Below are 21,972 nucleotides of genomic sequence, written 5' to 3'. Positions count from 1 at the left end.
CCCGAACGGTGCAGACGCCAAGTGATCAATAAGACGCACTTGCCCAGAGGCAAAGTGGCACTCGCGAGTATCATCGGCGTCCTTGCACTTTCCGGGTTTCCCCTAGCATGCCGAGCCGCTTCCGTCCCGCTGTTTCCCGATTGTTTGGCGCCGTCCTGATCGCGCTGGCGGGCCTGTCGGCTACGCCGCCACCGGCCGCCGCCTACGACATCGGTGCGGTCATCGACGCCGTGCGCCTGTCGCGCTATCCGCTGCGCGACCCGGAACGCCGCGTCTGGGGAACAGAAAACGTAAAGGACGCGGTACTGGTCGGGCAGATGGAAAACCGGCTCTATCTGTATCGGTATTTGCGGCCGGACGCCAAGACATTCAGCCTGGAATTTCGGTCCCAGCCGCTGGTGATCGATCCTTCCAGATGGAGCGCATCTCGACAGGAAAACGTGGTGGTCCGGTCACCGCGCAACGCGGAAACCCTGTACTGGGTAGGCGTGTCCTATAACGGTGATGACGACTCGCAAGCCCAGGGCTTCCTGGTCGATGCAAGCGGCGTGGCCGCGTCGGTGCAGGCCGATGCCAGGCTGGCCGTGGTAACGGCCGACCGCCCCTGGACAGACGAACGCCGCGCGCAGGCCCTGGCCACGCTGCGGCCCGCCCTGACCGACTATCCCGTACGCATGAAGGCGTTTCCGGCCGACCTGCGGTTTGAATACCGCGCGCCGGTGGACGTGACCGCTACGTTTCGCACACTGCATCAAGTGGCGCGCGCCATCCCGCGCGCCAAGACGGCGGAGTTCAACCGCGCGTTGGCCGACCTGCGCCGTTTTGTCATGGAACAGGACCCCCGCGAAATCGACCCCAACAATGAAGACGCCGAGATGCTGACGGCGCTGAACGACTACGGGTTCTGGCTGGCCGAATCCGGCGACACCGAACAGGCCGATCGCATTTTGTCCGAGGTCTTGCGGCGTGATCCGGCGCGCACGGCGGCCTATCTGAACCGTGCCGATGCGCGCTGGAAACAAAGCACCAAAGCGCGCGACCGGCGCGACTATTTCGAAGCGCTTGCGCGCGAGGACTACCGCCTGTATTGCTCGCGCCGGCTGGCGGCCAACGACGCCATTCCCGCCAACATCGCCACCCGCATCAGCGCGGCGCTGAAGGAAACGGCGCCGCTTGACGCAAAGAGCTGCCGGCCCCGCCTGGCGATCTTCAAGGCGATCCAGGCCGAAGATCTGGACGCGGTGCGCGCCGAATTGGCGGCCGGCCAGGACCCGAACGGCGAGAACGAACACGGCAGGTCCGCGCTGGCGGTGGCCGTCTCGCAAAAGCAGCTGGACATTGTGCGGGCGCTGTTGGCGGCGGGGGCGCGTGCCGATGGGCCGAACAATGGCTATGTGCTGCTGGCGTCCGCGTTGCCCGACGCCCGCGACACCCGCCCGGCCGAGCAGCGCTATGCGCTGGCCGACGCGCTGATCGCGGCGGGCGCGCCGCTGGATGTGCCGGACTCCAGCGGCATGCCATTGCTGATGCGCCGCGTGTCGTATTCCAGCGAAGACAAGGAAACGCTTAGCTACCTGCTGGCCAAGGGCGCCAACCCGAACGCGCGCGACAAAAGCGGCCGGTCGGTGCTGCACGCCGCGATGCAAAGTCCCAAGACCTTGTGGTTTGCCGAGGCGCTGCTGGCCAAGGGCGCCGACATCAACGCGGCCTATGTGCGCATGTACTACGGCAATCGCGGTATGTGGGAAACGCCCTTGCTGGAAGCGCTGCGCGACGCTATCAGCGGCGAGTTCACCCCGACGGTGGTGTATCCGATTCCTGAACGGTTGCGCTTTGCGCTGGCGCACGGGGCGGACCCGGCCGTGGGCGGCTACAGCGCCAACAAGACGCCGGATCGCAACGGCATGGACGAGGCGCTGGCGCTGGCCGCGCGCACGATGCAGCCGACGCTGGTCGACCAGCTGGCGCAAGCGGCCAAGCCGCCGTATCAAGCACTGACGCCGGAGCCGCTGTCGCGCCTGTTGGGCGTGTGGAATCAACTGGAGATCCGCGCGGCCATCAAGCAGAACAGCCCCGACTGGGACGGCCAGCGCGCCAAGCTGCGCGCTACCGCCGACCGCTTGCTGGCCGCCGGCGTGCCGTTGACGCGCGCGGAGGACGCCACAGGCATCGCCAACAACAACATCGCGCCGCTTGGGCTGCCCTGGCTGCCTGACGACCTGTATCAACAATGGCTGGAAAAGGGCGCCAACGCGTCGGACAGAAGCGACCCGAACACGCGCATCGATGGCGTTGCGGATGCTGACGCGCTGCCGCTGGTCATCATGCTGCGCGCAGGCAACGAGGCCAAGGCCAGGATGCTGATGGACCACGACGCCGGCCTGTATCGCACCCAGTGGCGCTGCGGCATGGCGGTGGCCGATGTGCTGGCGTGGCAGCTGGGCAATAGCGGCCCGATCAGCCCGACGGGTGCACGCGCGGTGCGGCAGGTCTTGGAAGGGGCGCAAGGCGCGGCCAGTTGCGACTTGAACCAGACGTCGCGCGTACAGCCGTTCGTGGGAATCAGCGCCCGCGACCTGGCCGCGCGCGCCAACGTGACGCTGGCGGTAAAGGCGCCCCAACCCCGGTAGCCAGGGCGCCCGAGCCTCGGTAGCCAGGGCGCTGCCGCCGCCGGTCTGCATTTTCCACACCGCACTTTCAAAACAAAACAGGCGCCCGAAGGCGCCTGCTTTTTTTGCGTGAACGCTGACGGGCAGCGTCATCGGCAAACCGTCCTTACATGGCGTGGCCCATGTTGACGTTCATGTTGTACAGCACCCATGCCGACCCGCCGACGATGATGGCGATGATCATCACGGTGAAGACGAACGCGGCCAGGTTGTCGCGTGCCGACTTCGACGCGCCCATGTGCAGGAAGTACACCAGTTGCACCAGCAACTGGAGCACGCACAGGGCAACGACGCCGACGATGGTGATGGTGTGCGACAGCGCGCCGTGCATCACCAGGCCGAACGAGCCGAAGGTGAGCAGCAACGAAAGCACGAAACCGATGATGTAGGACTTCAGGCTGCCGTGGTCGGCGGCGTGATCGTCGTGGCCGTGTGCGGCCGCAGCGGAGTGCGACATCAGATGGCTCCCATGAGATAGACGAAGGTGAAGACGCAGATCCAGACGATGTCCAGGAAGTGCCAGAACAAGCTCAGGCACGCCAGACGACGCTTGTTGATCGAGTCCAGGCCATGGCGGCGGATCATGTCCAGCAGGACGATGATCCAGATCAGGCCGAAGGTGACGTGCAGGCCGTGCGTACCGATCAGCGTGAAGAACGCCGACAGGTAAGCGCTGCGGCCCGGGCCGGCGCCTTCCGTGATCAGGTGATGGAATTCCCAGACTTCCATCGCGATAAAGCCCGCGCCGAACAGGAACGTGACCATCAACCAGCCCATTGCGCGGGACTTGTTGTTGGCGTGCACGTTCAGGTTGGCCATGCCGAAGGTGAAGCTGGAGAACAACAGCAACAGCGTTTCGACCAGCACGAACTTCAGGTCGAACAATTCCTTGCCCGTGGGGCCGCCCGCGGTGGCGTTGGACAACACCGCGAACGTGGCGAACAGCACCGAAAAGATCAGCAAGTCGCTCATCAGATAGACCCAGAAACCGAAAACGGTCTTGGATCCATCGTCATGATGCGCGTGATCGTCGTGACCCGCGTGGGGGTGAGTGGCTACGGCTTGAATCATGGCTCAGGCGGCCTTTTGCATTTTGTCAAAGTGAGCGTTTTCGATGCGTTCGACTTCCGCGGCCGGGACCCAGTAATCGACGTCGCGGTCGTAGGCACGGGCGATGAACGAACCGATCATGCCGACGAAACCAGCGGCGGCGAGCCACCAGATGTGCCAGATCAGCGCAAAGCACATGACCAGGCCGAACAAGCCGATGTAGACGCCAGCGCCGGTGTTCTTCGGCATGTGGATGTCTTCGTACTTGGCCGGGCGCTTGTAGGCCTTGCCGCTTTGCTTGTCTTCCCAGAACTGGTCCAGCTCATCAACGTGAGGAACGTGGGCAAAGTTGTAGAAAGGAGCGGGCGACGAAATCGACCATTCCAGGGTGCGGCCATCCCAGGGATCGCCAGTGACGTCCTGGTTTTGCTTGCGTTGGCGTACCGACACGAACACTTGCTGCAACAGGAACCAGATGCCCAGCATGATCAGCGCGGCGCCAGCCAGCGCGACCAGCAGGTACGGCTGCCATTCCGGGTTGTCGTAGTGGTTCAGGCGACGCGTCATGCCCTTGAAGCCCAGGATGTACAGGGGCATGAAGGCCATGAAGAAACCGACGAACCAGCAGTAGAACGAGTAGCGGCCCAGGCGCTCGTTCAGCGTGAAGCCGAACGCCTTCGGGAACCAGTAGGTCATGCCCGCGATACAACCGAACACCACGCCACCGATGATGGTGTTGTGGAAGTGGGCGATCAGGAACAAGCTGTTGTGCAGCACGAAGGACACGCCGGGGATGGCCAGCATCACGCCGGTCATGCCGCCGATGACGAAGACGATCATGAAGCCCAGCGTCCACAGCACCGGCGTCGTGATGCGCAGGCGGCCGCGGTAGATGGTGAACAGCCAGTTGAAAATCTTCGCGCCCGTCGGGATCGAGATAATCATTGTCGCAATGCCGAAGAAGGCATTGACGTTGGCCCCCGCACCCATGGTGAAGAAGTGGTGCAGCCAGACCAGGAACGACAGCACGCCGATGGCGGCCGTGGCGTAGACCATGGACTTGTAGCCGAACAGCGTCTTGCGGGCAAAGGTGGCAACCACTTCCGAATACACGCCAAACGCCGGCAGCACCAGGATGTAGACCTCGGGGTGACCCCAGATCCAGATCAGGTTCACGTACATCATGACGTTGCCGCCCATGTCGTTCGTGAAGAAGTGCGTGCCCAGGTAGCGGTCCATCGTCAAGAGCGCCAGCGTGGCGGCCAGGACGGGGAAAGCGGCGACGATCAGCACGTTGGTGACCAGCGAGGTCCACGTGAAAATCGGCATCTTCATCAGGCTCATGCCCGGTGCGCGCATGCGCAGGATGGTCACGATGAAGTTGATACCGCTAAGCGTGGTGCCCAACCCGGATATCTGGAGCGCCCAGATGTAGTAGTCCACCCCGACGCTTGGGCTGTAATCCAGCCCTGACAGCGGCGGATAGGCAAGCCAGCCGGTCGCGGCGAATTCGCCCACGAACAGCGAGATCATCATCAGCGCGACGCCGGCGCCGAACAGCCAGAAGCTCAGCGAGTTCAGGAACGGGTAGGCCACGTCGCGGGCGCCGATCTGCAACGGCACCACGATGTTCATCAGCCCGGTAATGAAGGGCATCGCCATGAAGAAAATCATGATGACGCCGTGGGCGGTGAAAATCTGGTCGTAGTGGTGCGGTGGCAGGAAGCCGGCCGAGTCGGCGGAGGCTACCGCCAGCTGCGTACGCATCATGATGGCGTCGGCAAAGCCGCGCAACAACATGATCAGCGCGACGATGATGTACATCACGCCGATGCGCTTGTGGTCGACGGAGGTCAACCATTCCGTCCAAAGGTACTTCCACTTGCCGAAGTAAGTGATGGCGCCGAAGACCGCTAGGCCTCCCAGGCACACGGCGGCCAGCGTAACCATGACGATAGGTTCATGGTACGGAATGGCCTCGAGGGTGAGTTTCCCGAGCATTGTTAGTTAATTCCTGCGATCAGATTGTTCGACGTGGACGTGCACGTGGCAGAGTCCACACCGGCCATCTTGGACATCGTGCTGCCCAAGACGAAATCAAACATGGCGGGAGGCGCCGACGAATACTTGACCACCGGGTTGCGTTCGCTGCGCTTGGTCAGCTCGGCATAAACCTCGGGGGTCAGGGCCGTGGGCGAAGCCTTGGCTTCCTTGACCCAGTTGTCGAACCCTTCTTGCGACGTGGCGATGGCCTTGAAGCGCATGCCGGAGAAACCGGCGCCGCTGTAGTTGGCCGAGATGCCGGCGTACGTACCGGCTTCGCGCGCATTCAGGTGCAACTTCGTTTCCATGCCGGCCATCGAGTAGATCTGGCTACCCAGCTGGGGAATGAAGAACGAATTCATCACCGAGGCCGACGTGATGCGGAAGTTGACCGGAACGTCCACGGGGAACGCGATCTCGTTGACCGTGGCGATGTCGTAGTCGGGGTAGATGAACAGCCACTTCCAATCCAGCGACACCACCTCGATGGTGACGGGCTTGTGTTCGGATACGAGCGGCTTGTAAGGGTCCAGCGCGTGCGTGGAGCGCCAGGTGATCACGGCAAGAATCGCCACGATGATACAAGGAACGGTCCAGACTACGACTTCAATCGCCGTGGAATGGGCCCACTTGGGCTGGTAGTCGGCTTTGGTATTGGATGCGCGGTATTTCCAGGCAAAAGCCACAATCATGAACAGTACTGGAATCACAACGATGAGCATCAGCCCGGTCGCCGTGAACAGCAAAGTCTTTTCTTGGGCGCCAATATCTCCCTTGGGGGAGAGGATTTCCATGTTGCAGCCGCCAAGCAGCATGACCGCGCCGACGCCAAAAATGCGCGTAAGGGTCGCAAGGAGGGGGTGTTTCACGTACAGCCTTGGATGGAAGGTGGGAAATGCTGCAAAGCAGCAGACTGGAATGCTGCCAAGCAGCAACGTCCATCCTATCGGCTTGATATCCATCAAGCATGCGACACATGGTCGCATTGCCTGGGAGGAATCTGTCCCGAAGGGGCCAGATTCAGGGTTTTCCTAGGGGCGCAGTCGTCCCGGAGGGGACGCAGGGGGTGCGACGATATGTCGCACCCGCACATGAGGTGTTGTAAAGATGTGTCGCACCCGCACAAATCAGTCGGCGAGGACTTCGCGTTCCGGCCCCGGTTTTTTTGCCAGCTTGCGCTGGAGCGATCGGCGGTGCATGCCCAAGAGGCGCGCCGCCGCCGAAACGTTGCCGCCGGTTTCGTGCAGGGCCTGATGGATGTGCTCCCATTCTAGGCGGTGCAACGGTGTCATGGTCGTTTCGATCGTAACGGATTCTGGCTTCACCAAACCCAGCGTGCGCAGGATCATCGGCGCGGTGGCGGGCTTGGGCAGGTAGTCGTCCGCGCCGCGCTTGATGGCCTCGACGGCGGTGGCGACGCTGGCGTAACCGGTGACCAGCAGGATGCGCATGTCGGGCCGCAGCGCGCGCAAGGGGCGGATCAGCGTCAGGCCGGAGTCCTCGCCAAGGCGCAGGTCCACCAGCGCGAAGGCCGGGCGGATTTCCTCGGCCACGCGCAGGGCCTCGGCGATGCCGGTGGCGGTTCGGGTTTCCAGGCCGCGACGCGACAGGCTGCGCTGCAAGGTGCGCACGTACAACTCGTCGTCGTCGATCAGAAGGCCAAGGTCGGTAGGGTTCATCACTTCAAGTTCCGGGGTTGCCCAGGGGCAGGTAAAAGCGGATGCGGGTGCCTCCCCCAACGGCGGCGGTCATGGTCATTTCGCCGCCCAGCTGTTCCACGGTGGCATGCGACAGGGCCAGGCCGACGCCCAACCCTCCCGGCTTGCCGCTGTTGAACAGGCTGGTTGCGGGCAGCAGGGTCTGGTCGGGGTCGAAGCCCCGGCCGTAATCCCGCACTTCGCCACGCAGGGCGCCATAGCCATATTCCAGATGCAAATCCACGCGCGGCGTGTCGGCCGCCTCGCCGGCGTCCGCCGCGTTGTTCAACAGCGCCTGCAACAGGTGCGCAATCGCCGGGTCCACCCGCAGGCTGGGGGGCAACGAGCCCGAACGGTTCAGGTCGATCGTCGGGCGGATCAGCCGCCATTGACCTACCACGCGCACCAGGTCCACGGCGGTTGGGACAGCCAGATTGCGGATGCGTTCCCGGCAAAGGGCCAGTAATTGACTCAGGGTGGACACGTCTTCGCGCAGGTCGTCGTCCTTGACCTCGGCGGCGATTTCGTCGGCCAGCAGGGTCATGGTGGCCAGCGGGGTGTTCAGTTCGTGGGCCATGGCGGCGGCGTGGGTGGCCAGGGCCACGATGCCTTCGTTGCGCGTAAAGCGTTCACGCAGGCGGGCCAGCTCGCGCTCGCGGGCGCGCAGGTCGGAAGCCAGGCGGGTGGAAAACACCAGCACGACCACCACCGAAATCAGGAAGTTGGCGCCCAGGCCCCACAGCAGCAGGGTGTGCGTATCGACGTCGCCGCGCAGGGGCTGGCCGAAGATGGCCGCCGCCGCATAGCCTGAAATACCCGCCAGCGCCGCGGCCAATGCCCAGTTGCGCGGCAGCGCCAGGGCCGCCAGCGCGGTCAGGATCAGGAACATCATGCCGAACGGATTGCTGATGCCGCCGCTCCAGCCGATCATCCAGGACAGCGCGGCCATGTCCACCAGCAAATGGCCGAACGCCGTGGCGTGGGACAGGTCGCGGGGATGGCGCAGCCGCAGGCTGGCGTAGGCGTTAAAGCCGATCAGGACACCGACGCCGATCCACAGGGGCTCCAGCGGCAGGGCAAGGCCCAGCACGCTGCTGGCCAGCAGGATGGTGGCAGCTTGGCCGGCGATGGCGAGCCAGCGCAGGCTGCAAAGGGTACGCAGGAATGAAAAGGCGGAACTACCGGGCATATCCAGACACAGAGTTGCCGGCGGGCCCGCCGGCGGGTCAAGCGCCCGGCGGCGCGGAACGCAGGCATCCGGCGCGCGGCGTAGAAAGCCGGCTGCCGCCGGCCCTGGAGACAGGCGCCGACGGTGGATGTGCTGGCATTGTATGGCGATTCAGCGGCCGACGCTGACGGCGGGGTGGCATGTGCGTCCCCAATAAAGCCGGGCGTCGTCCGTACCGCTATATATAGAGCGTCAATCGCCGTGCGTGGCGCCTCAGTGGCCGTGCTTGGCGGGCGCCTCGCCGGCCTTGGCGTTCAGCGCGCGGGCCTCAACCGACACCGGCACGCGGTGTTGTTGCTGCTTGGCGTCTTCCACGATCAGGGTCACGTCGATGTGGTCGCCGGGGGTGATCTGGCGGGCCAGGTCGATGAGCATGACGTGATAGCCGCCGGGCTTCAGTTCCACCGGCTGGCCGGCGGGCAAGGCGATGGCGGGGACTTGGCGCATTTTCATGACGTCGTCCTGCATTGCCATTTCGTGCACTTCCACGTGCTTGGCGGCGTCCGACTCCACGGCGATCAGGCGGCCGGCCTCGGGCGAGGTCAGGCGCATGAAGACGCCCGTGGCGTGCTGGTTGGGCACGGTGGCGCGCACCCAGGCGTCTTCGACTTTCACGGTGGCGTTGTTTGTCGCGTTGGTGGCATTGCTGGCGTTGCGGGCGTTGCTGGCGCCGGTCGCCTTGCTGGCGTCGGCGGCATGGGCGGTGGCGGCAACGCCGGCCAGCACGGACAGGGACAGGGCGGTGGCAAACGTGCGAAGCGAAAAGTTTTTCATGATGGGGTCTCTTCTTTTAAGAATTTATATAGATTTCCCGGCTTTCCAACCGGGGTCGTCTTGCAAAGCGCGGCCTTACAACACCGTGCGCAGGTCTTGCACGCATTCGGCGGCGGACTGCGCATGGCGCAGGGCGATACGCAGCTTGCCCTTGGCGTCAATCACATAGGTCAGCGCGGTGTGGTCCATGGTGTAGGACGAGCCGGTCGGCACCTTCTGATAGAACACCTTGAAGGACTGGGCGGCGGCGCGCGTCTGTTCGGCGGTGCCGCGCAGGCCCACAAAGCCGGGGTCGAAGGCGCTGGTGTATGCGCCCAAGATTTCTGGCGTGTCGCGTTCCGGGTCCACGGTGATGAACAGCACGCGCAGCTTGTCGGCGTCGGCGCCCAGCAGATCTTTGATCTCCAGGGCGCGGGTCAGCGCCGTGGGGCAGATGTCGGGGCATTGGGTAAAGCCGAAGAACAGCAGGATGGGGTGGCCACGGTAGTCGGCCAGGGTGCGCGATTGGCCGTTGACGTCCTGCAATTGGAAGTCGCCCGTGGGCATGCCGGACAGGTCCATGCCCAGCAGCTTGGGGGCGTCCGGCCCGCAGCCGGCCAAGGTCAAGGCCGCAAGGGGCAGGCAAGACAGCAGCAGGCGACGGCGGGAGTCGGGGGCCCGGCCGAGGTGGCGAGAGGGCGCGTCGGCGGCCGCGAGGCCGGATGTGCCGGGAGATGCAACGGAGAGCGCAACAGAAGGCGCCGCGCCATGGGGCGCGCGCGAGAAGGGGAAACGCATGTAAACCTCGAAGATGGTCGTGTCGGCGGGGCGCGCGGTAATTAGCCGCGCGAACCAGGCGGGATCAGACCAGCGAGGGTGGGGCGCGCGACCCTAGCGGCGGGCCGTGCGCGGCCAGCGGGGGCAGCGCCCGGTACGCAATCGCGGGCGGGGCCGGGCGGCCCGTGGGCACGACGATTGGGGATACGGTGGGCGTGGGCGCGGGCGCCACGTGCGCCAGCAGGCCGAAGGGACATTGCGCGCCGGTCTCAGTGGCGTCGTGCCGCGCCGAGCCGTCGTTGCGGGGCGATTCCAGTTTGAGGTCCAGCGTGGACAGCTCGCCTGCTGCGGAGCAGAACGTGACTTCGAAGCGGCCTTCGTGCAAGGCGCGCGTGTCCGGCATGTACCCGGTGGGCACCAACGCGCGCAGCGTCAGCGCCAAAAGCGCCAGCCACAACACAACCCGGGCGCGCGTGGCGCCCGAGAAGCGTAAGAGGCGGGACATTTCGGACATAGCGGGCATTCTAGTCGATGGCTGCGCGGACCATCGGGCGTGGTGGGGGCGTGGCCGAGCGCGCCAGGGCATGGGCATGTGCCCGCTTGCGACCACGGCGCCCCCCTGCACCATCGCGCCGCCACCGGCCGTTTAAAAATCTTGGTACCCTTGAACGCAGTTGCGCCATCCCGACCCTCAAACCCTGTTGAACCCCTACCTCAGTGCCCCAGGTTTCAGTGCTTTCCTTGTCCGCCCCGACTCTGTCCGTGCCCGTTCTTGCGACCGCCTCGCCGCCCTCTGCGCGCGCCACGCGAACGTGGTCGCGCAACCGTATATGGATGGGCCTGTGTGTTGTGCTGCTGGCTGCGCTGTTGTCGGCCTGCGGCACCACCAAGGTCCAGCCGGGCTACTACCGCGTGCAATCGGGCGACACGCTGACGCAGATCGCGCGCAAGCAGGGCACCTCGGTCAGCAATCTGGTGCGCTGGAACAGCCTGTCCAATTCCAACAACATCGAAGTCGGACAAGTGCTGCGCGTCGAGCCTCCGGCCGGGCAGGCGCGCACGTCCACGCCCAGCAAGTCGGCATCGAAGCCGGCGTCCACGTCGCGGTCTTCCCCATCGGGCGGCAAACGCCGCACGGCGCCACCGGGGGCAATTTCGCTGGTGTGGCCGGCGCAGGGCAAGGTCACGCGCGGCTATGACGGCGGCGGCTCGAACGGCATCGTGATTTCAAATTCCTCGGGTACGCCCGTGGTGGCGGCGGCGGGTGGCACCGTTGCGTATTCGGGCAGCGGCTTGCGGGGCTACGGGCATCTGGTGATCGTCAAGCACAACGCCAGCTTCCTGAGCATCTACGCGCACAACAGCAAGCTGCTGGTCAAGGAAGGGCAAAGCGTGAAGCAGGGGCAGAAGATTGCCGAAATGGGCAATAGCGACAGCAAGCAGGTCGGGCTGTACTTTGAACTGCGCTACGACGGCCAGGCGGTGGACCCGGCGGGAAATCTGCCTCCGCGATAGTGGATCAGGGCGACGGCGAAGGGCGCGAACCGCCCGTATTTCGGGCGGCCTTGCGTCTGATCGCCGCAACTCTGCCAGCCGTGCACCTGCTAGCCGTCCGCCGCTGGCCGCGCGCCGCTGGCCGAGCGCCGCCTTCTACGCGCCGGCGTCCTGTGTCAGCGTGGAAATGAACGTGGCGGTGCGCGGGTCTTCGGGGCGCGAGAAGATCGTGCGGGATTCGCCTGCTTCAACCACCACGCCATCCAGCAGAAACACCACCTCGCGCGATACGCTGGCCGCCAGGCGCAGGTCGTGCGTGGCCATCAACATCGTCATGCCCTCGGCAGCCAGCTGCCGCAACACGTCCACGACTTCGGCCGCCAGGCCCGGGTCCAGCGCGGATGTGGGCTCGTCGCACAGCAACACGCGCGGCGCGGGCGCCAGGGCGCGTGCAATCGCTACGCGTTGCTGTTGCCCACCCGATAAATTGGCCGGCCACGCGTCGGCCTTTTCGGCCATGCCCACTTTTTTCAGCAATTCTTCGGCGCGGGCGCGGGCCTTGTCCAGCGGCCACTTCTGTACCGTCAGCAGACCTTCCATCACATTGCCGATCACCGTCTGGTGCGGAAACAGCTGAAAGTTCTGGAACACCATGCCGGTCTGCTTGCGCACGCGTTGCACCTGGTCGCGCGCCAGCTTCACGCCCGGCTCGAACTGCACCGTTTCCGGCCCCAGGGTGAGCGTGCCCCGGTCCGGCACTTCCAGCAGATTCACGCAGCGCAGCAGCGTGCTCTTGCCGCTGCCGGACGGGCCGATCAGCGCGGTCACGCTGCCTTCGGCGATGGACACGTCCACCGCTTTGAGCACCGGATTGCCGCCAAATGCTTTTTCGATCTTTTGCAGCCGTATCATCGCGTCTTCTCGGAAAACACCGCATGCTGGCCGAAGCGCCGCTCCAGCCGAACCTGCGCGGCAGACAACACGGAACTGAACACCAGGTAGATCAGCGCGGCTTCGGTGTACAGGATCAACGGTTCATAGGTGACCGCCGCGATGCGCTGCGCTGCCTGAAAAATCTCGGGCACGGTCAGCACCGCCGCCAGCGACGTGTCCTTGACCAGCGCAATGAACGAGTTCGACAGCGGCGGCACCGCCACGCGCGCGGCCTGTGGCAGGATCGTGCGGCGCAGCGCCTGGCCGCGCGTCATGCTTAGCGAATACGCGGCTTCCCATTGGCCCTTGGTGATGGATTCAATAGCGCCGCGTATCACTTCGGAGTTGTACGCGCCCACGTTCAGCGTGAAGCCGATCAGCGCGGCGGGCAAGGGGTCCAGCACGATGCCCACGCTGGGCAGGCCGTAGAAGATGACGAACAACTGCACCAACAGCGGCGTGCCCCGGATCAGCCAGACATAAAAGCGCACCAGCGCCACCAGCGGCGCGGGCCCGAACAGGCGGATCAACGCCACCACGAAGGCCAGCGCCAGGCCCAGCGCGAACGACATCAAGGTCAGCGGAACGGTGAACACCAGCCCGGCATGCAGCAACGGCCAGAACGAATCGGCCATCAGCTGCACCCAGGCGGGCACGGTCCAGGATCCGATCTGCGCCAGCAGCCAATCCGGCATCACCGCCTGTAGCCAGGTAGGTAGCGTCATGAGCGTGCGCGCGGCTTACTGCGCCGACAGGTCCGTGCCGAAGTATTTGACCGAAATGGTCTTGTAGGTGCCGTCGGCCTTGATGTCCGCCAGCGCCTTGTTGATGGCGGCTTGCAGCTCGGGGTTGCCCTTGCGGATCAGCACGCCTGAATTGCTGAATTCGGCGGTCTTGTCGGTGGCCGCGATCTTGACCTTGGCGTTCGGCTTTTGCTTCTTGAAGTCCAGGAACGACAGGTTGTCGTTAACGGTGGCTTCCACGCGGCCCGAGGTCAACAGGTCGATGGCTTCGTTAAAGCCTTGCACCGCCACCACTTGCGCGCCATGGCTTTGCGCCAGTTTGCCGAAATTGCTGGTCAGCGTGTTGGCGGACTTCTTGCCCTTCAGGTCGTCGAACGACTTGATGGTGGTGTTGTCGTCGCGCACGATCAGCACGGCGGCCGACGAGATGTACGGATCGGAAAAGTCGTATTTTGCTTTGCGCGCATCGGTGATGCCCACCTGGTTGATCACCGCGTCATAGCGCTTGGCGTCCAGGCCCGCGATCAGGCCGTCCCATTTGCCTTCCACAAACTGCGCCTTCACGCCCAGGCGTTCGGCGATGGCGCGCCCAATGTCCACGTCAAAACCGGTAAGCTGCCCCGATGCATCGTGGAAGGTGAACGGGGCGTAGGTGCCTTCGGTGCCAATCTTGAAGGTGCCCGCGGACTTGATCTGGTCCAGGCCGGATTGGGCGTGGGCGGGGGCCAAGGCGGCGGCCTGGATGAGGCCGGCGATGAACAGTGAGCGGAAGAGTTTCATGGCAATGCTCCGGAAGATCGGTGTCATTGGGGAGGGCACCGCAAGTTGTATGCCCTCCGTCGTAGCCGCACTCTAGCAACGCGTCTATTTTTCCACAAAGCATAAGGAATAGTAAAAATATAGCCACGAGTCATTAACAGGTGTCCGATCGCCCGTCAGCGGTCGGCATTTTTCCAGCTATCGGTATCTGAACGGAGATCGGCGTGCAACAGCGATGGAACAGGCGGGCATTCATGGCGGCGGCCGCGGGCGCGGCGGCATTTGCCGGGGGCGTGCAGGCGCAGGGCGCGAAGACTTCGGCGCGGATGCCCGGGTCGGGCAGCATCACCGACGTCACGGGCCTGCGCGTGGGTCACTACACCGACACGCGCCGCCCCACCGGCTGCACGGTCATCATTGCCGAGGCGGGCGCCACGGGCGGGGTCGATGTGCGGGGCGCCGCGCCGGGCACCCGCGAAACCGACCTGCTCAATCCCGTCAACATGGTGGAAAAAGTACATGCCATCGTGCTGTCCGGCGGCAGCGCCTTCGGCCTGGATGCGGCCTCCGGCGTGATGCGCTATCTGGAAGAAAAGAAGATCGGCTTCGACGTGGGCGTGGCCCATGTGCCGATTGTGCCGTCGGCCATTCTGTTTGACCTGGGCGTGGGCGACGCCTCGATACGGCCGGATGCGGCGGCGGGCTACCAGGCGTGCAAATCGGCGTCCACCGAGGCGCCCGAAGAAGGCAATGTCGGCGCGGGCGCGGGCGCCACCGTCGGCAAGTTGTACGGGCCGCAGCGCGCCATGAAGGGCGGGCTGGGCAGCGCGTCGCTGACGGTAGCGGGCGTGACCGTGGGCGCCATCGTGGCGGTCAATGCGGTGGGCGACGTGCTGGACCCGGCCACCGGCCGCATCCTGGCCGGCGCACGCACGGCCGACGGCAAACAGCTGCTGGATACGCGGGCGGCCATCCTGGCCGGCGACTTGCCGCGATCCATGCGCCCCGGCACGGCCACCACCATCGGCGTGGTGGCCACCGACGCCACGCTGACCAAGGCGCAGGCGCAGAAAATAGCGGGCATGGCGCATGACGGCCTGGCCCGCAGCATCAACCCGATCCACACCATGCTGGATGGCGACACGATCTTCGCACTGGGCACCGGCACGTCCGGCAAGCCCGGCAACGTGATGCTGCTGGGCGTCATGGCCGCCGAGGCCATGGCCATCGCCGTGCAGCGCGCCATCCTGGCGGCGCGTGCCGTTGAAGGGTTTCCCGCCGCCGTGGACTTCGTCGCTTGATGGTTGCCTGCATGGCGCCGGCCGGCGTGGCCGGCCCGGCCGCTGTCCGTGGCCTGCTGTCCGCTGTTCGCTGTCCGTGGCCGGCTACTCGCTGTCCGCTGCCCGACCCCGGTGACGTCAATCTGTCACATCGCGGGTCGATCATGACGGGGCGCCGATGCGGCTTCGGCGTTGCGAGAGGACACCCATGTACAAAGGCGAACGATTCAATGGCGCCACGCATCTGGCGGGCCTGGCGCTGGCGGTGGCGGCATCCGGCGCGCTGATTTCGCGCGCCACCGAATTGAAGGTGGACGCGCGGCAGGTCATCAGCAGCGCCGTATTCGCGGCGTCGATGATCGCGGTCTATGCGTCGTCGGTGCTGTATCACTGCACGCGCGGCCGCTACAAGGCGCGCTGGGCCAAGGCCGATCATTGCGCCATCTATCTGTTGATTGCCGGCACTTACACGCCGCTGGCGTTCGGGCCGGTGCAGCATGCCTGGGGCGCGGCCATGGGGGTGGCGATCTGGCTGCTGGCCGCCGTGGGCATCAGCCGCGAGCTATGGTGGGCGCGCGGGGCGGCGCCGGCCTTGCCGCTATACCTGGCCATGGGCTGGCTGGGCGTGATGTTTGCCGCGCCCATCGCGGGCGCCTTGTCGTCAGCGGGCCTGGCCTGGTTGCTGGCGGGGGCGGCTGCTTACACCGTCGGTACGCTGTTCTACGTCAATGACAAGCGCTGGCGTCATGCCCACGGCATCTGGCACTTGTTCGTCATGGGCGGCTCGGCCTGCCATTTCGTTACGGTATTCGGCTTTCTGAAGTTTGGTGCGGCCTAGCGCCACGCCGCCAGCGGCAGCATGCCGCCCCGGTCTTTGACCTTGCGCATGACGATATGCGAACACAGGTCGCGCACCCCGGCGATCTTGCTCAGCTTGTCTTCCACAAACTGCGAAAACGCCGCCAGATTGCGCGTGCGCACCGACAAGATGTAGTTGGACGCGCCTGTCACGATGCTGGCTTCCGTGATCTCGTCATGCGCCGCGATGCCGGCCAGAAAGGCCTCGTGCCACCCGGGGCGCGACTGGTCCAGCGACACATGGACAATGGCTTCAAGCTCGAACCCCAGCTTGTCGGCATCCAGCACCGCGCGGTAGTTGCGGATGAAACCGCCTTCTTCCAGCGCGCGCACGCGGCGCAGGCAGGCCGACGGCGACAGCGCCACCTGCTCGGCCAGGTCCTGGTTGCTGAGCTGGCCGTTCTCTTGCAAACGGTACAGGATGCGCTGGTCAATCGCGTCTAGGTGCATGGTGCAATCCAATTCTAAAAACGGGCTATGCGTGCAATTTAATGCGGAATTCTAGGGTAAGCCACGCCCGGGTTTGCAATTTTTCGGCACCACCGCGCTGCTATCCTGTTCCCAGCATATTGCCCGAAGGAGCATCGCATGACGACTCGCGAAGACTGCGTCGCCGCAGACCGGAAAGACCCCCTGGCCCCCCTGAAAGACCGCTTCGAGCTTCCGCCCGGCGTGCTCTACATGGACGGCAACTCGCTGGGCGTCATGCCCAAGGGCGCTGCCGCCCGCGCCGCCGGCGTCATCACCCAGGAATGGGGCAAAGACCTGATCCGCAGCTGGAACACCGCCGGCTGGTTTGAACTGCCCGTGCGCCTGGGCGACAAGCTGGGCAGCCTGCTGGGCGCGCGCGAAGGCGAACTGGTCGTTACCGACACCACCTCGCTGAACATCTTCAAGGCGCTGGCCGCCGCGCTGCGCATCCAGCAGCAAAAGCAGCCGTCGCGCCGCGTCATCCTGTCCGAGCGCGACAATTTCCCCACCGACCTGTACATGATCCAGGGCATGATCGACCTGCTTGAGCAGGGCTATGAAATGCGCCTGATCGACGCCGACCTGCCGCTGGACAAGGCGCTGGACGACTCGGTTGCCGTGATGCTGCTGTCGCACGTGAACTACCGCAGCGGCCAGATGCACGACATGGCCAGCGTGACCGCGCTGGCGCACCAGCGCGGCGCGCTGACCATCTGGGACCTGGCCCATGCCGCGGGCGCGGTGCCGGTGGACCTGAACGGCGCCAATGCCGACTTTGCCGTTGGCTGCACCTATAAGTACCTAAACGGCGGCCCGGGTTCTCCGGCCTTCATCTGGGTGGCGCCGCGCCACACCCAGGACTTCTGGCAGCCGCTGTCCGGCTGGTGGGGGCACACGCGCCCGTTCGACATGGCCGTGGCCTACGAACCGGCCGGCGGCATCCGCCGCTACCTGTGCGGCACGCAGCCGATCGTGTCGCTGTCCCTGGTGGAATGCGGCCTGGACGTGGCTAAGGCGGCCGACATGGCGCAGGTGCGCGAAAAGTCGCTGGCATTGGGCGACCTGTTCATCAAGCTGGTCGAAGAACGCTGCGCCGCCCATCCGCTCAAGCTCGTCACCCCGCGCGATCACGCGCTGCGCGGCAGCCACGTCAGCTTCCTGCATCCCAATGGCTACGAAGTCATGCAGGCGCTGATCGCGCGCGGCCTGATCGGCGATTACCGCGAACCCGAGGTCCTGCGTTTCGGCCTGACGCCGCTGTACTTCGGCTATGCCGACGTGTGGGACGCCGTGGACATCCTGAAAGACGTGCTCGACACCCGCGCCTGGGACAAGCCGGAATACCAGCAACGTTCGACCGTGACCTGAACGCCATAGAGCGTGCCCGACCTTGCGGGGCCGGCCCAACGCCGGCCCCGCCGATAAAGCAAGGCGGCAACGGACAAGACAACAAGGCAGGAGACAATGAAAAAACCACAAGGATTCGGCCAGATCGCCGAACGCGAACAAGGCCTCAAGCGGCGCTTGACCTCGGGCCAGATGAGCATGATCGCCATCGGTGGGGCCGTGGGCACGGGCCTGTTTCTGGGCAGTAAATTCGCCATTGGTTTCGCCGGACCCAGCGTCATCATCAGCTACGCCATCGGCGGGCTGATCACGTTGCTGCTGATGGGTTGCCTGGCCGAAATGACGGTGGCGCATTCCACCTCGGGGTCGTTCGGCGCCTACGCCGAGCACTACATCGGCCCGTTGGCCGGCTTCCTGGTGCGCTACGCGTACTGGTCCTGCGTGGTGCTGGCGGTGGGCACCGAGGTCACGGCGGTGGCCGAATACATGCACTTCTGGTTTCCCGATGTGCCCGGGTGGCTGTGGGTGTGCGTGTTTTCCGGGGCGCTGATCCTGGTCAACGCCATGAGCGTCAAGGCGTTCGGCACCATTGAATATTGGTTTTCCACCATCAAGATCACGGCCATCGTGGCCTTCATCATCCTGGGCGCGTACGTGGTGTGGGGCAACCCGCAGTACGGCGTGGCGCAATACACGGCGCACGGCGGCTTCTTTCCCAACGGGCTGTGGGGCATGTGGGTCGCGGTGGTGATTTCGATCTTCAGCTACCTGAGCGTCGAAATGATCGCCGTGGCGGCCGGCGAGGCCGAAGACCCCGAGCGCGCCGTGAAGAAGGCGTTTCGCGCCACTATCCTGCGGCTGGTGGTGTTCTACCTGCTGACGCTGGCGCTGATCCTGGCCATCGTGCCCTGGAACGAAGCCGGCAAGGAAGGCAGCCCGTTTGTGAAGGTGATGCTGGCGCTGGACATCCCCGGCGCCGCGGGCGTCATCAACTTCATCGTGCTGGTGGCGGCGTTATCGGCCATGAACAGCCAGCTGTACATCACCACGCGCATGATGTTCAGCCTGTCGCGCGCCGGTCACGCGCCGTCGTTGTTCGGCCGGCTTACGCGTAGCGGCACGCCGCTGAACGCGCTGCTGCTGTCCACCAGCGGCATCGCCATTGCCGTGGTGCTCAAGGTCATGGTCCCCGACACGGCCTTTACCTTGATGATGGCCATTTCGATGTTCGGCGCGCTGTTCACCTGGAAGATGATCTTCATCACGCACTACTTCTTTCGCCGCCGCTGGGCCAGGGAAGGGGGCGGTGCGCTGTCGTTCCGCATGCCCGGCTTTCCGGTGCTGACGTTGTTGGGCGCGGTGGCGATGCTGGCCATCCTGGTCACCACCTACTACACCAACGTCTTCAAGATGACGCTGGTGTTCGGCGTGCCGTTCCTGGTGATCCTGGCGGTGTTGTACGGGGTGCTGTTCAAGAAGCGCGCCGAATCGGTCGCGCTTCAAGCTGGCGAGCAGCGCGGCTGAACCCGGGCCGGCCCGGCAGCCGGCCTTGCGGGTTCAGCCGCCGGTGGGGGCCTCGGCCACCTGCGCGGCTTCCGCCGGGGCCGCCGTTTGCGCCAAGGGTGAAAACACGCGCAGGCGGTGGCCGTCGGGGTCCAGCGCCACGAAGGTGCGGCCAAAATCCATGTCGGTGGGCGCTTGCAGAATGGGCAGGCCGCGCAGGCTCCATTCACGATGGCGCTGGTTAAGCGCGTCGGCGTCGGCCACGCAAAAAGCCAGTTCAGACGCGCCGCCGCGTCCGGCGGCGGCGGGCTCGACGGTGTAGCGCGACCACAGGCCCAGCTTCAAGCCGGAGTCCAGCAGGAACAGGGCAAAGGTGGGCGAGTTTTCGACGGGCTGGCGTTGCAGCAGCGCGCTGTAGAACGCGGCGCTGGCCTGGGGTTTTTCGACGTAGAAAAGGACGTAGTTGCTGTCGGTCATGAGGCGCTCCTTGGGGTTGATGCGCTCATGGTAGGCAGGGGTACTGTCAGATTTTGGCAGTAGTGTGCATCAGCAGTCTTGTGACCCATGCGCAATTGCGCGCCACTCTTTCAGCAGGACGTGGCGACGACGCGGATAGCGTTCGCCCGGGGTCAGCGTGGCGATGCGGTCGGTGCGGAAATGGCGGAAGTCCTGGCGCAGTTCGCACCAGGCCATGACGATGCGCACGCTATCGAAAAACCCCAGTGCGAATGGCCAGATCACCCGCGCGGAATCCAGGCCCTTGTCGTCGCGATAGGTGATGTGCAGCCGGTGTTCGGCGCGTATTGCCTGACGGATCAGCGCCACGTCGACCCGGTCGACCACCGTGGCGGCGCTGGGGCCGACCAAGAGCGGAATGGCATCGAGTTCGTCACGCAGTTCCTGCGGCAGCACGGCGCCGATCTTGGCCAGCGCGTTGCGCGCCGCCAAGACCAGCCGTTCGTCGGATCGGCCCGCCACCCAGCGCGTGCCCAGCACCAGCGCTTCGATCTCTTCGGTGCTGAACATCAGCGGCGGCAGCATGAAGCCGGGCCGCAGCACATAGCCCACGCCGGGCTCGCCTTCAATTTCCGCGCCCTGGCATTGCAGCGTGGCAATGTCGCGATACAGCGTGCGCAGGCTGATGCCCATTTCGCTGGCCAGGCGTTGGCCGCTGACCGGCAGGCGGTGGCGGCGCAGGGTCTGAAGCAGGTCCAGAAGGCGTTCGGTGCGGGACATGAAAAGGGCGCGTGGCGGTAACGGCGTAATGCTGCCATGAAATGGCAGCGGCGGGCGCATGTTGCCCGCGCCGCCCGCACCGGTCGGCGCCGGTCCGCGCCCGCCCGCGCCCGCCCGCGATCAGCCGGCGATCAGCCGGCGATCAGCTGCCGATCTTCTTGCCGGTGGCTACGTCGATGACCGAACCGTCTTCCAGGCTGACGCGATAGATCTCGCGCACCACGTTGCCGGCGAAGCCGATTTCCACGATCGACACGTCCTTGAACGTGGTGGCGATGCCGTCGGGCAGCACGGCGTTGAACTTGTCCGATTCCTGCTTCATGGCGTCTTGCAGACGGGTGTCGTAGCGCGCCATGCTGTAGACCAGCGTGGTGTGCGGGTTGTGAGCGCGCACTTCCTTGCCGTCCTGCATGCTGTTGACGCCGCTGACCCCCAGCGTCTTGACCAGCTCGCGGCCGGCCTCGCTCATCTTGGCGTAGACGGGGCCGGTCACGCGCGGCAGCGGGCCGTCGCGCAGCGGGGCCAGGGCGGCGGTGGCCACGGTGTTGTAGCGCATCATGTCTTCAAAACCCTGGCCGCTTTTGACCACGCCCAGGTCCAGCCACCACGGATGCCCGGCGCCCTTGGCGGCTTCGGTCGGGTAGAACGTTTTCAACGTCACGGCCAGCGGCGCGGGCGGCTTGGGCAAGGCTTTGAGCATGCGGGCCGGGGTCGCCGGGTCGGCACTATGGATGTGCACAACCGTCACGTGCGGCAGGTTGGGCGTGTCGGCCTCGGTCTTCAGGCCCAGCGCCAGCAGGTCTTGCTTGAGCACGCCATTGACCTTGGCGTCCAGCACGGCGTTGACCTCTTGCGGCAGGCGGTAGACCACGCCGTAGGTGGCCTTGTGGTCGCGAAATTCCGGCTTGTCCAGCGCGCTGTTGTCGATGTTGTCGGCGGCATGCGCGGAAAAGGCGGCGGCCAGCGAGGTGGCGAACAGGCCGGCGGCGGCCAGGTGCAATGCACGTTTGATCATGGGGTTTCCCTATCGTTGTTGACGTGACCCGCGAGAGTCTGCCGGCAGTGTGGCCCCCGGTGATGTACGGGGTATTGCACCAAGCGAAAGAATCCCGATAGCGGGTGCGGCCGTTT

At 65.1% G+C, this 21,972-nt stretch carries 22 protein-coding genes; 6 read left to right on the top strand and 16 right to left on the bottom strand.

From position 1 onward, the window contains the following. The first annotated feature begins 107 nt into the window (after window positions 1-107). Complete coding sequence (locus KYT87_RS23505) at window positions 108-2,630, top strand: ankyrin repeat domain-containing protein (RefSeq protein WP_255593457.1); 2,523 nt, start codon at window positions 108-110, stop codon at window positions 2,628-2,630. A 145-nt stretch (window positions 2,631-2,775) separates the two neighbouring features. On the opposite strand, the gene cyoD is transcribed toward KYT87_RS23505, so the two are convergent. The 9 genes from cyoD to KYT87_RS23460 form a co-directional block, all read right to left on the bottom strand. Beyond that, window positions 2,776-3,126 carry a cytochrome o ubiquinol oxidase subunit IV gene (gene cyoD, locus KYT87_RS23500; RefSeq protein ID WP_046805162.1) on the bottom strand — a complete coding sequence of 117 codons (351 nt, stop codon included), beginning with the start codon at window positions 3,124-3,126 and terminating at the stop codon, window positions 2,776-2,778. Further along, complete coding sequence (gene cyoC, locus KYT87_RS23495) at window positions 3,126-3,740, bottom strand: cytochrome o ubiquinol oxidase subunit III (RefSeq protein ID WP_006222595.1); 615 nt, start codon at window positions 3,738-3,740, stop codon at window positions 3,126-3,128. The genes cyoD and cyoC overlap by 1 nt, the downstream gene beginning before the upstream one ends. Window positions 3,741-3,743: 3 nt before the next feature. Further along, complete coding sequence (gene cyoB / locus KYT87_RS23490; protein WP_046805163.1) at window positions 3,744-5,720, bottom strand: cytochrome o ubiquinol oxidase subunit I; 1,977 nt, start codon at window positions 5,718-5,720, stop codon at window positions 3,744-3,746. 2 nt (window positions 5,721-5,722) lie between these two features. Then, complete coding sequence (gene cyoA, locus KYT87_RS23485; protein WP_046805243.1) at window positions 5,723-6,631, bottom strand: ubiquinol oxidase subunit II; 909 nt, start codon at window positions 6,629-6,631, stop codon at window positions 5,723-5,725. A gap of 258 nt (window positions 6,632-6,889) precedes the next feature. After that, window positions 6,890-7,441 carry a response regulator transcription factor gene (locus KYT87_RS23480; protein WP_219990960.1) on the bottom strand — a complete coding sequence of 184 codons (552 nt, stop codon included), beginning with the start codon at window positions 7,439-7,441 and terminating at the stop codon, window positions 6,890-6,892. A gap of 4 nt (window positions 7,442-7,445) precedes the next feature. Continuing rightward, a complete protein-coding gene (locus KYT87_RS23475) occupies window positions 7,446-8,648 on the bottom strand; it encodes an ATP-binding protein (protein WP_104145612.1) in 1,203 nt (400 codons plus the stop codon). Between the two features lie 252 nt (window positions 8,649-8,900). Beyond that, window positions 8,901-9,461, bottom strand: coding sequence for a copper chaperone PCu(A)C (locus tag KYT87_RS23470; protein ID WP_219990959.1), 561 nt, complete (start codon window positions 9,459-9,461; stop codon window positions 8,901-8,903). Between the two features lie 75 nt (window positions 9,462-9,536). Further along, a complete protein-coding gene (locus KYT87_RS23465; protein ID WP_219990958.1) occupies window positions 9,537-10,238 on the bottom strand; it encodes an SCO family protein in 702 nt (233 codons plus the stop codon). 64 nt (window positions 10,239-10,302) lie between these two features. Beyond that, window positions 10,303-10,731: a DUF2946 family protein gene (locus tag KYT87_RS23460; protein ID WP_104145609.1), complete on the bottom strand. Its 429-nt coding sequence runs from the start codon at window positions 10,729-10,731 to the stop codon at window positions 10,303-10,305. 320 nt (window positions 10,732-11,051) lie between these two features. Between KYT87_RS23460 and KYT87_RS23455 the strand changes: the two genes are divergently transcribed. Then, on the top strand, window positions 11,052-11,732 hold the full coding sequence (locus KYT87_RS23455; RefSeq protein ID WP_046805167.1) for a peptidoglycan DD-metalloendopeptidase family protein: 681 nt from the start codon (window positions 11,052-11,054) through the stop codon (window positions 11,730-11,732). A gap of 135 nt (window positions 11,733-11,867) precedes the next feature. Here KYT87_RS23455 and KYT87_RS23450 read toward each other — a convergent pair whose 3' ends face one another. From KYT87_RS23450 to KYT87_RS23440, 3 genes are all read right to left on the bottom strand, one after another. After that, window positions 11,868-12,623 (bottom strand): amino acid ABC transporter ATP-binding protein, encoded by a 756-nt coding sequence (locus tag KYT87_RS23450; protein WP_046805168.1) that lies wholly within the window; start codon window positions 12,621-12,623, stop codon window positions 11,868-11,870. Beyond that, the gene (locus KYT87_RS23445) at window positions 12,620-13,300 is read right to left on the bottom strand and encodes an ABC transporter permease subunit (protein ID WP_039884473.1); all 681 of its coding nucleotides are present in this window, start codon (window positions 13,298-13,300) and stop codon (window positions 12,620-12,622) included. Before KYT87_RS23445 ends, KYT87_RS23450 begins: the two co-directional genes overlap by 4 nt. Before the next feature lie 84 nt (window positions 13,301-13,384). Then, on the bottom strand, window positions 13,385-14,167 hold the full coding sequence (locus KYT87_RS23440; RefSeq protein WP_046805169.1) for an amino acid ABC transporter substrate-binding protein: 783 nt from the start codon (window positions 14,165-14,167) through the stop codon (window positions 13,385-13,387). Window positions 14,168-14,370: 203 nt separating this feature from the next. On the opposite strand from KYT87_RS23440, the gene KYT87_RS23435 reads away from it, so the two are divergent. Further along, window positions 14,371-15,447: a P1 family peptidase gene (locus tag KYT87_RS23435; protein WP_255593456.1), complete on the top strand. Its 1,077-nt coding sequence runs from the start codon at window positions 14,371-14,373 to the stop codon at window positions 15,445-15,447. 187 nt (window positions 15,448-15,634) lie between these two features. After that, window positions 15,635-16,264 (top strand): hemolysin III family protein, encoded by a 630-nt coding sequence (locus KYT87_RS23430; protein WP_219990957.1) that lies wholly within the window; start codon window positions 15,635-15,637, stop codon window positions 16,262-16,264. Here KYT87_RS23430 and KYT87_RS23425 read toward each other — a convergent pair. Beyond that, on the bottom strand, window positions 16,261-16,734 hold the full coding sequence (locus KYT87_RS23425) for an Lrp/AsnC family transcriptional regulator (protein ID WP_046805172.1): 474 nt from the start codon (window positions 16,732-16,734) through the stop codon (window positions 16,261-16,263). The two genes, KYT87_RS23430 and KYT87_RS23425, sit on opposite strands and share 4 nt — an antisense overlap. 138 nt (window positions 16,735-16,872) lie before the next feature. Between KYT87_RS23425 and kynU the strand changes: the two genes are divergently transcribed. Continuing rightward, on the top strand, window positions 16,873-18,123 hold the full coding sequence (gene kynU / locus KYT87_RS23420) for a kynureninase (RefSeq protein ID WP_104145605.1): 1,251 nt from the start codon (window positions 16,873-16,875) through the stop codon (window positions 18,121-18,123). 96 nt (window positions 18,124-18,219) lie between these two features. Next, a complete protein-coding gene (locus tag KYT87_RS23415) occupies window positions 18,220-19,626 on the top strand; it encodes an amino acid permease (protein WP_219990956.1) in 1,407 nt (468 codons plus the stop codon). Window positions 19,627-19,659: 33 nt separating this feature from the next. Here the strand turns inward: KYT87_RS23415 and KYT87_RS23410 are convergent, their stop codons facing one another. The 3 genes from KYT87_RS23410 to KYT87_RS23400 all read right to left on the bottom strand — a co-directional run bounded on the left by KYT87_RS23410 (window position 19,660) and on the right by KYT87_RS23400 (window position 21,856). After that, entirely contained in the window at window positions 19,660-20,082 is a 423-nt protein-coding gene (locus KYT87_RS23410) for a VOC family protein (RefSeq protein ID WP_219990955.1), read from the bottom strand. A 69-nt stretch (window positions 20,083-20,151) separates the two neighbouring features. Further along, a complete protein-coding gene (locus tag KYT87_RS23405; protein WP_046805246.1) occupies window positions 20,152-20,841 on the bottom strand; it encodes a YafY family protein in 690 nt (229 codons plus the stop codon). A 142-nt stretch (window positions 20,842-20,983) separates the two neighbouring features. Next, entirely contained in the window at window positions 20,984-21,856 is an 873-nt protein-coding gene (locus KYT87_RS23400) for a hypothetical protein (RefSeq protein ID WP_219990954.1), read from the bottom strand. Window positions 21,857-21,972: the final 116 nt, after the last annotated feature.

It is taken from the genome of Achromobacter sp. ES-001 (assembly GCF_019448355.1).
GTDB classification, from domain to species: Bacteria; Pseudomonadota; Gammaproteobacteria; order Burkholderiales; family Burkholderiaceae_B; genus Achromobacter; species Achromobacter spanius_B.
This window is presented reverse-complemented; position numbering and strand designations above follow the sequence as displayed.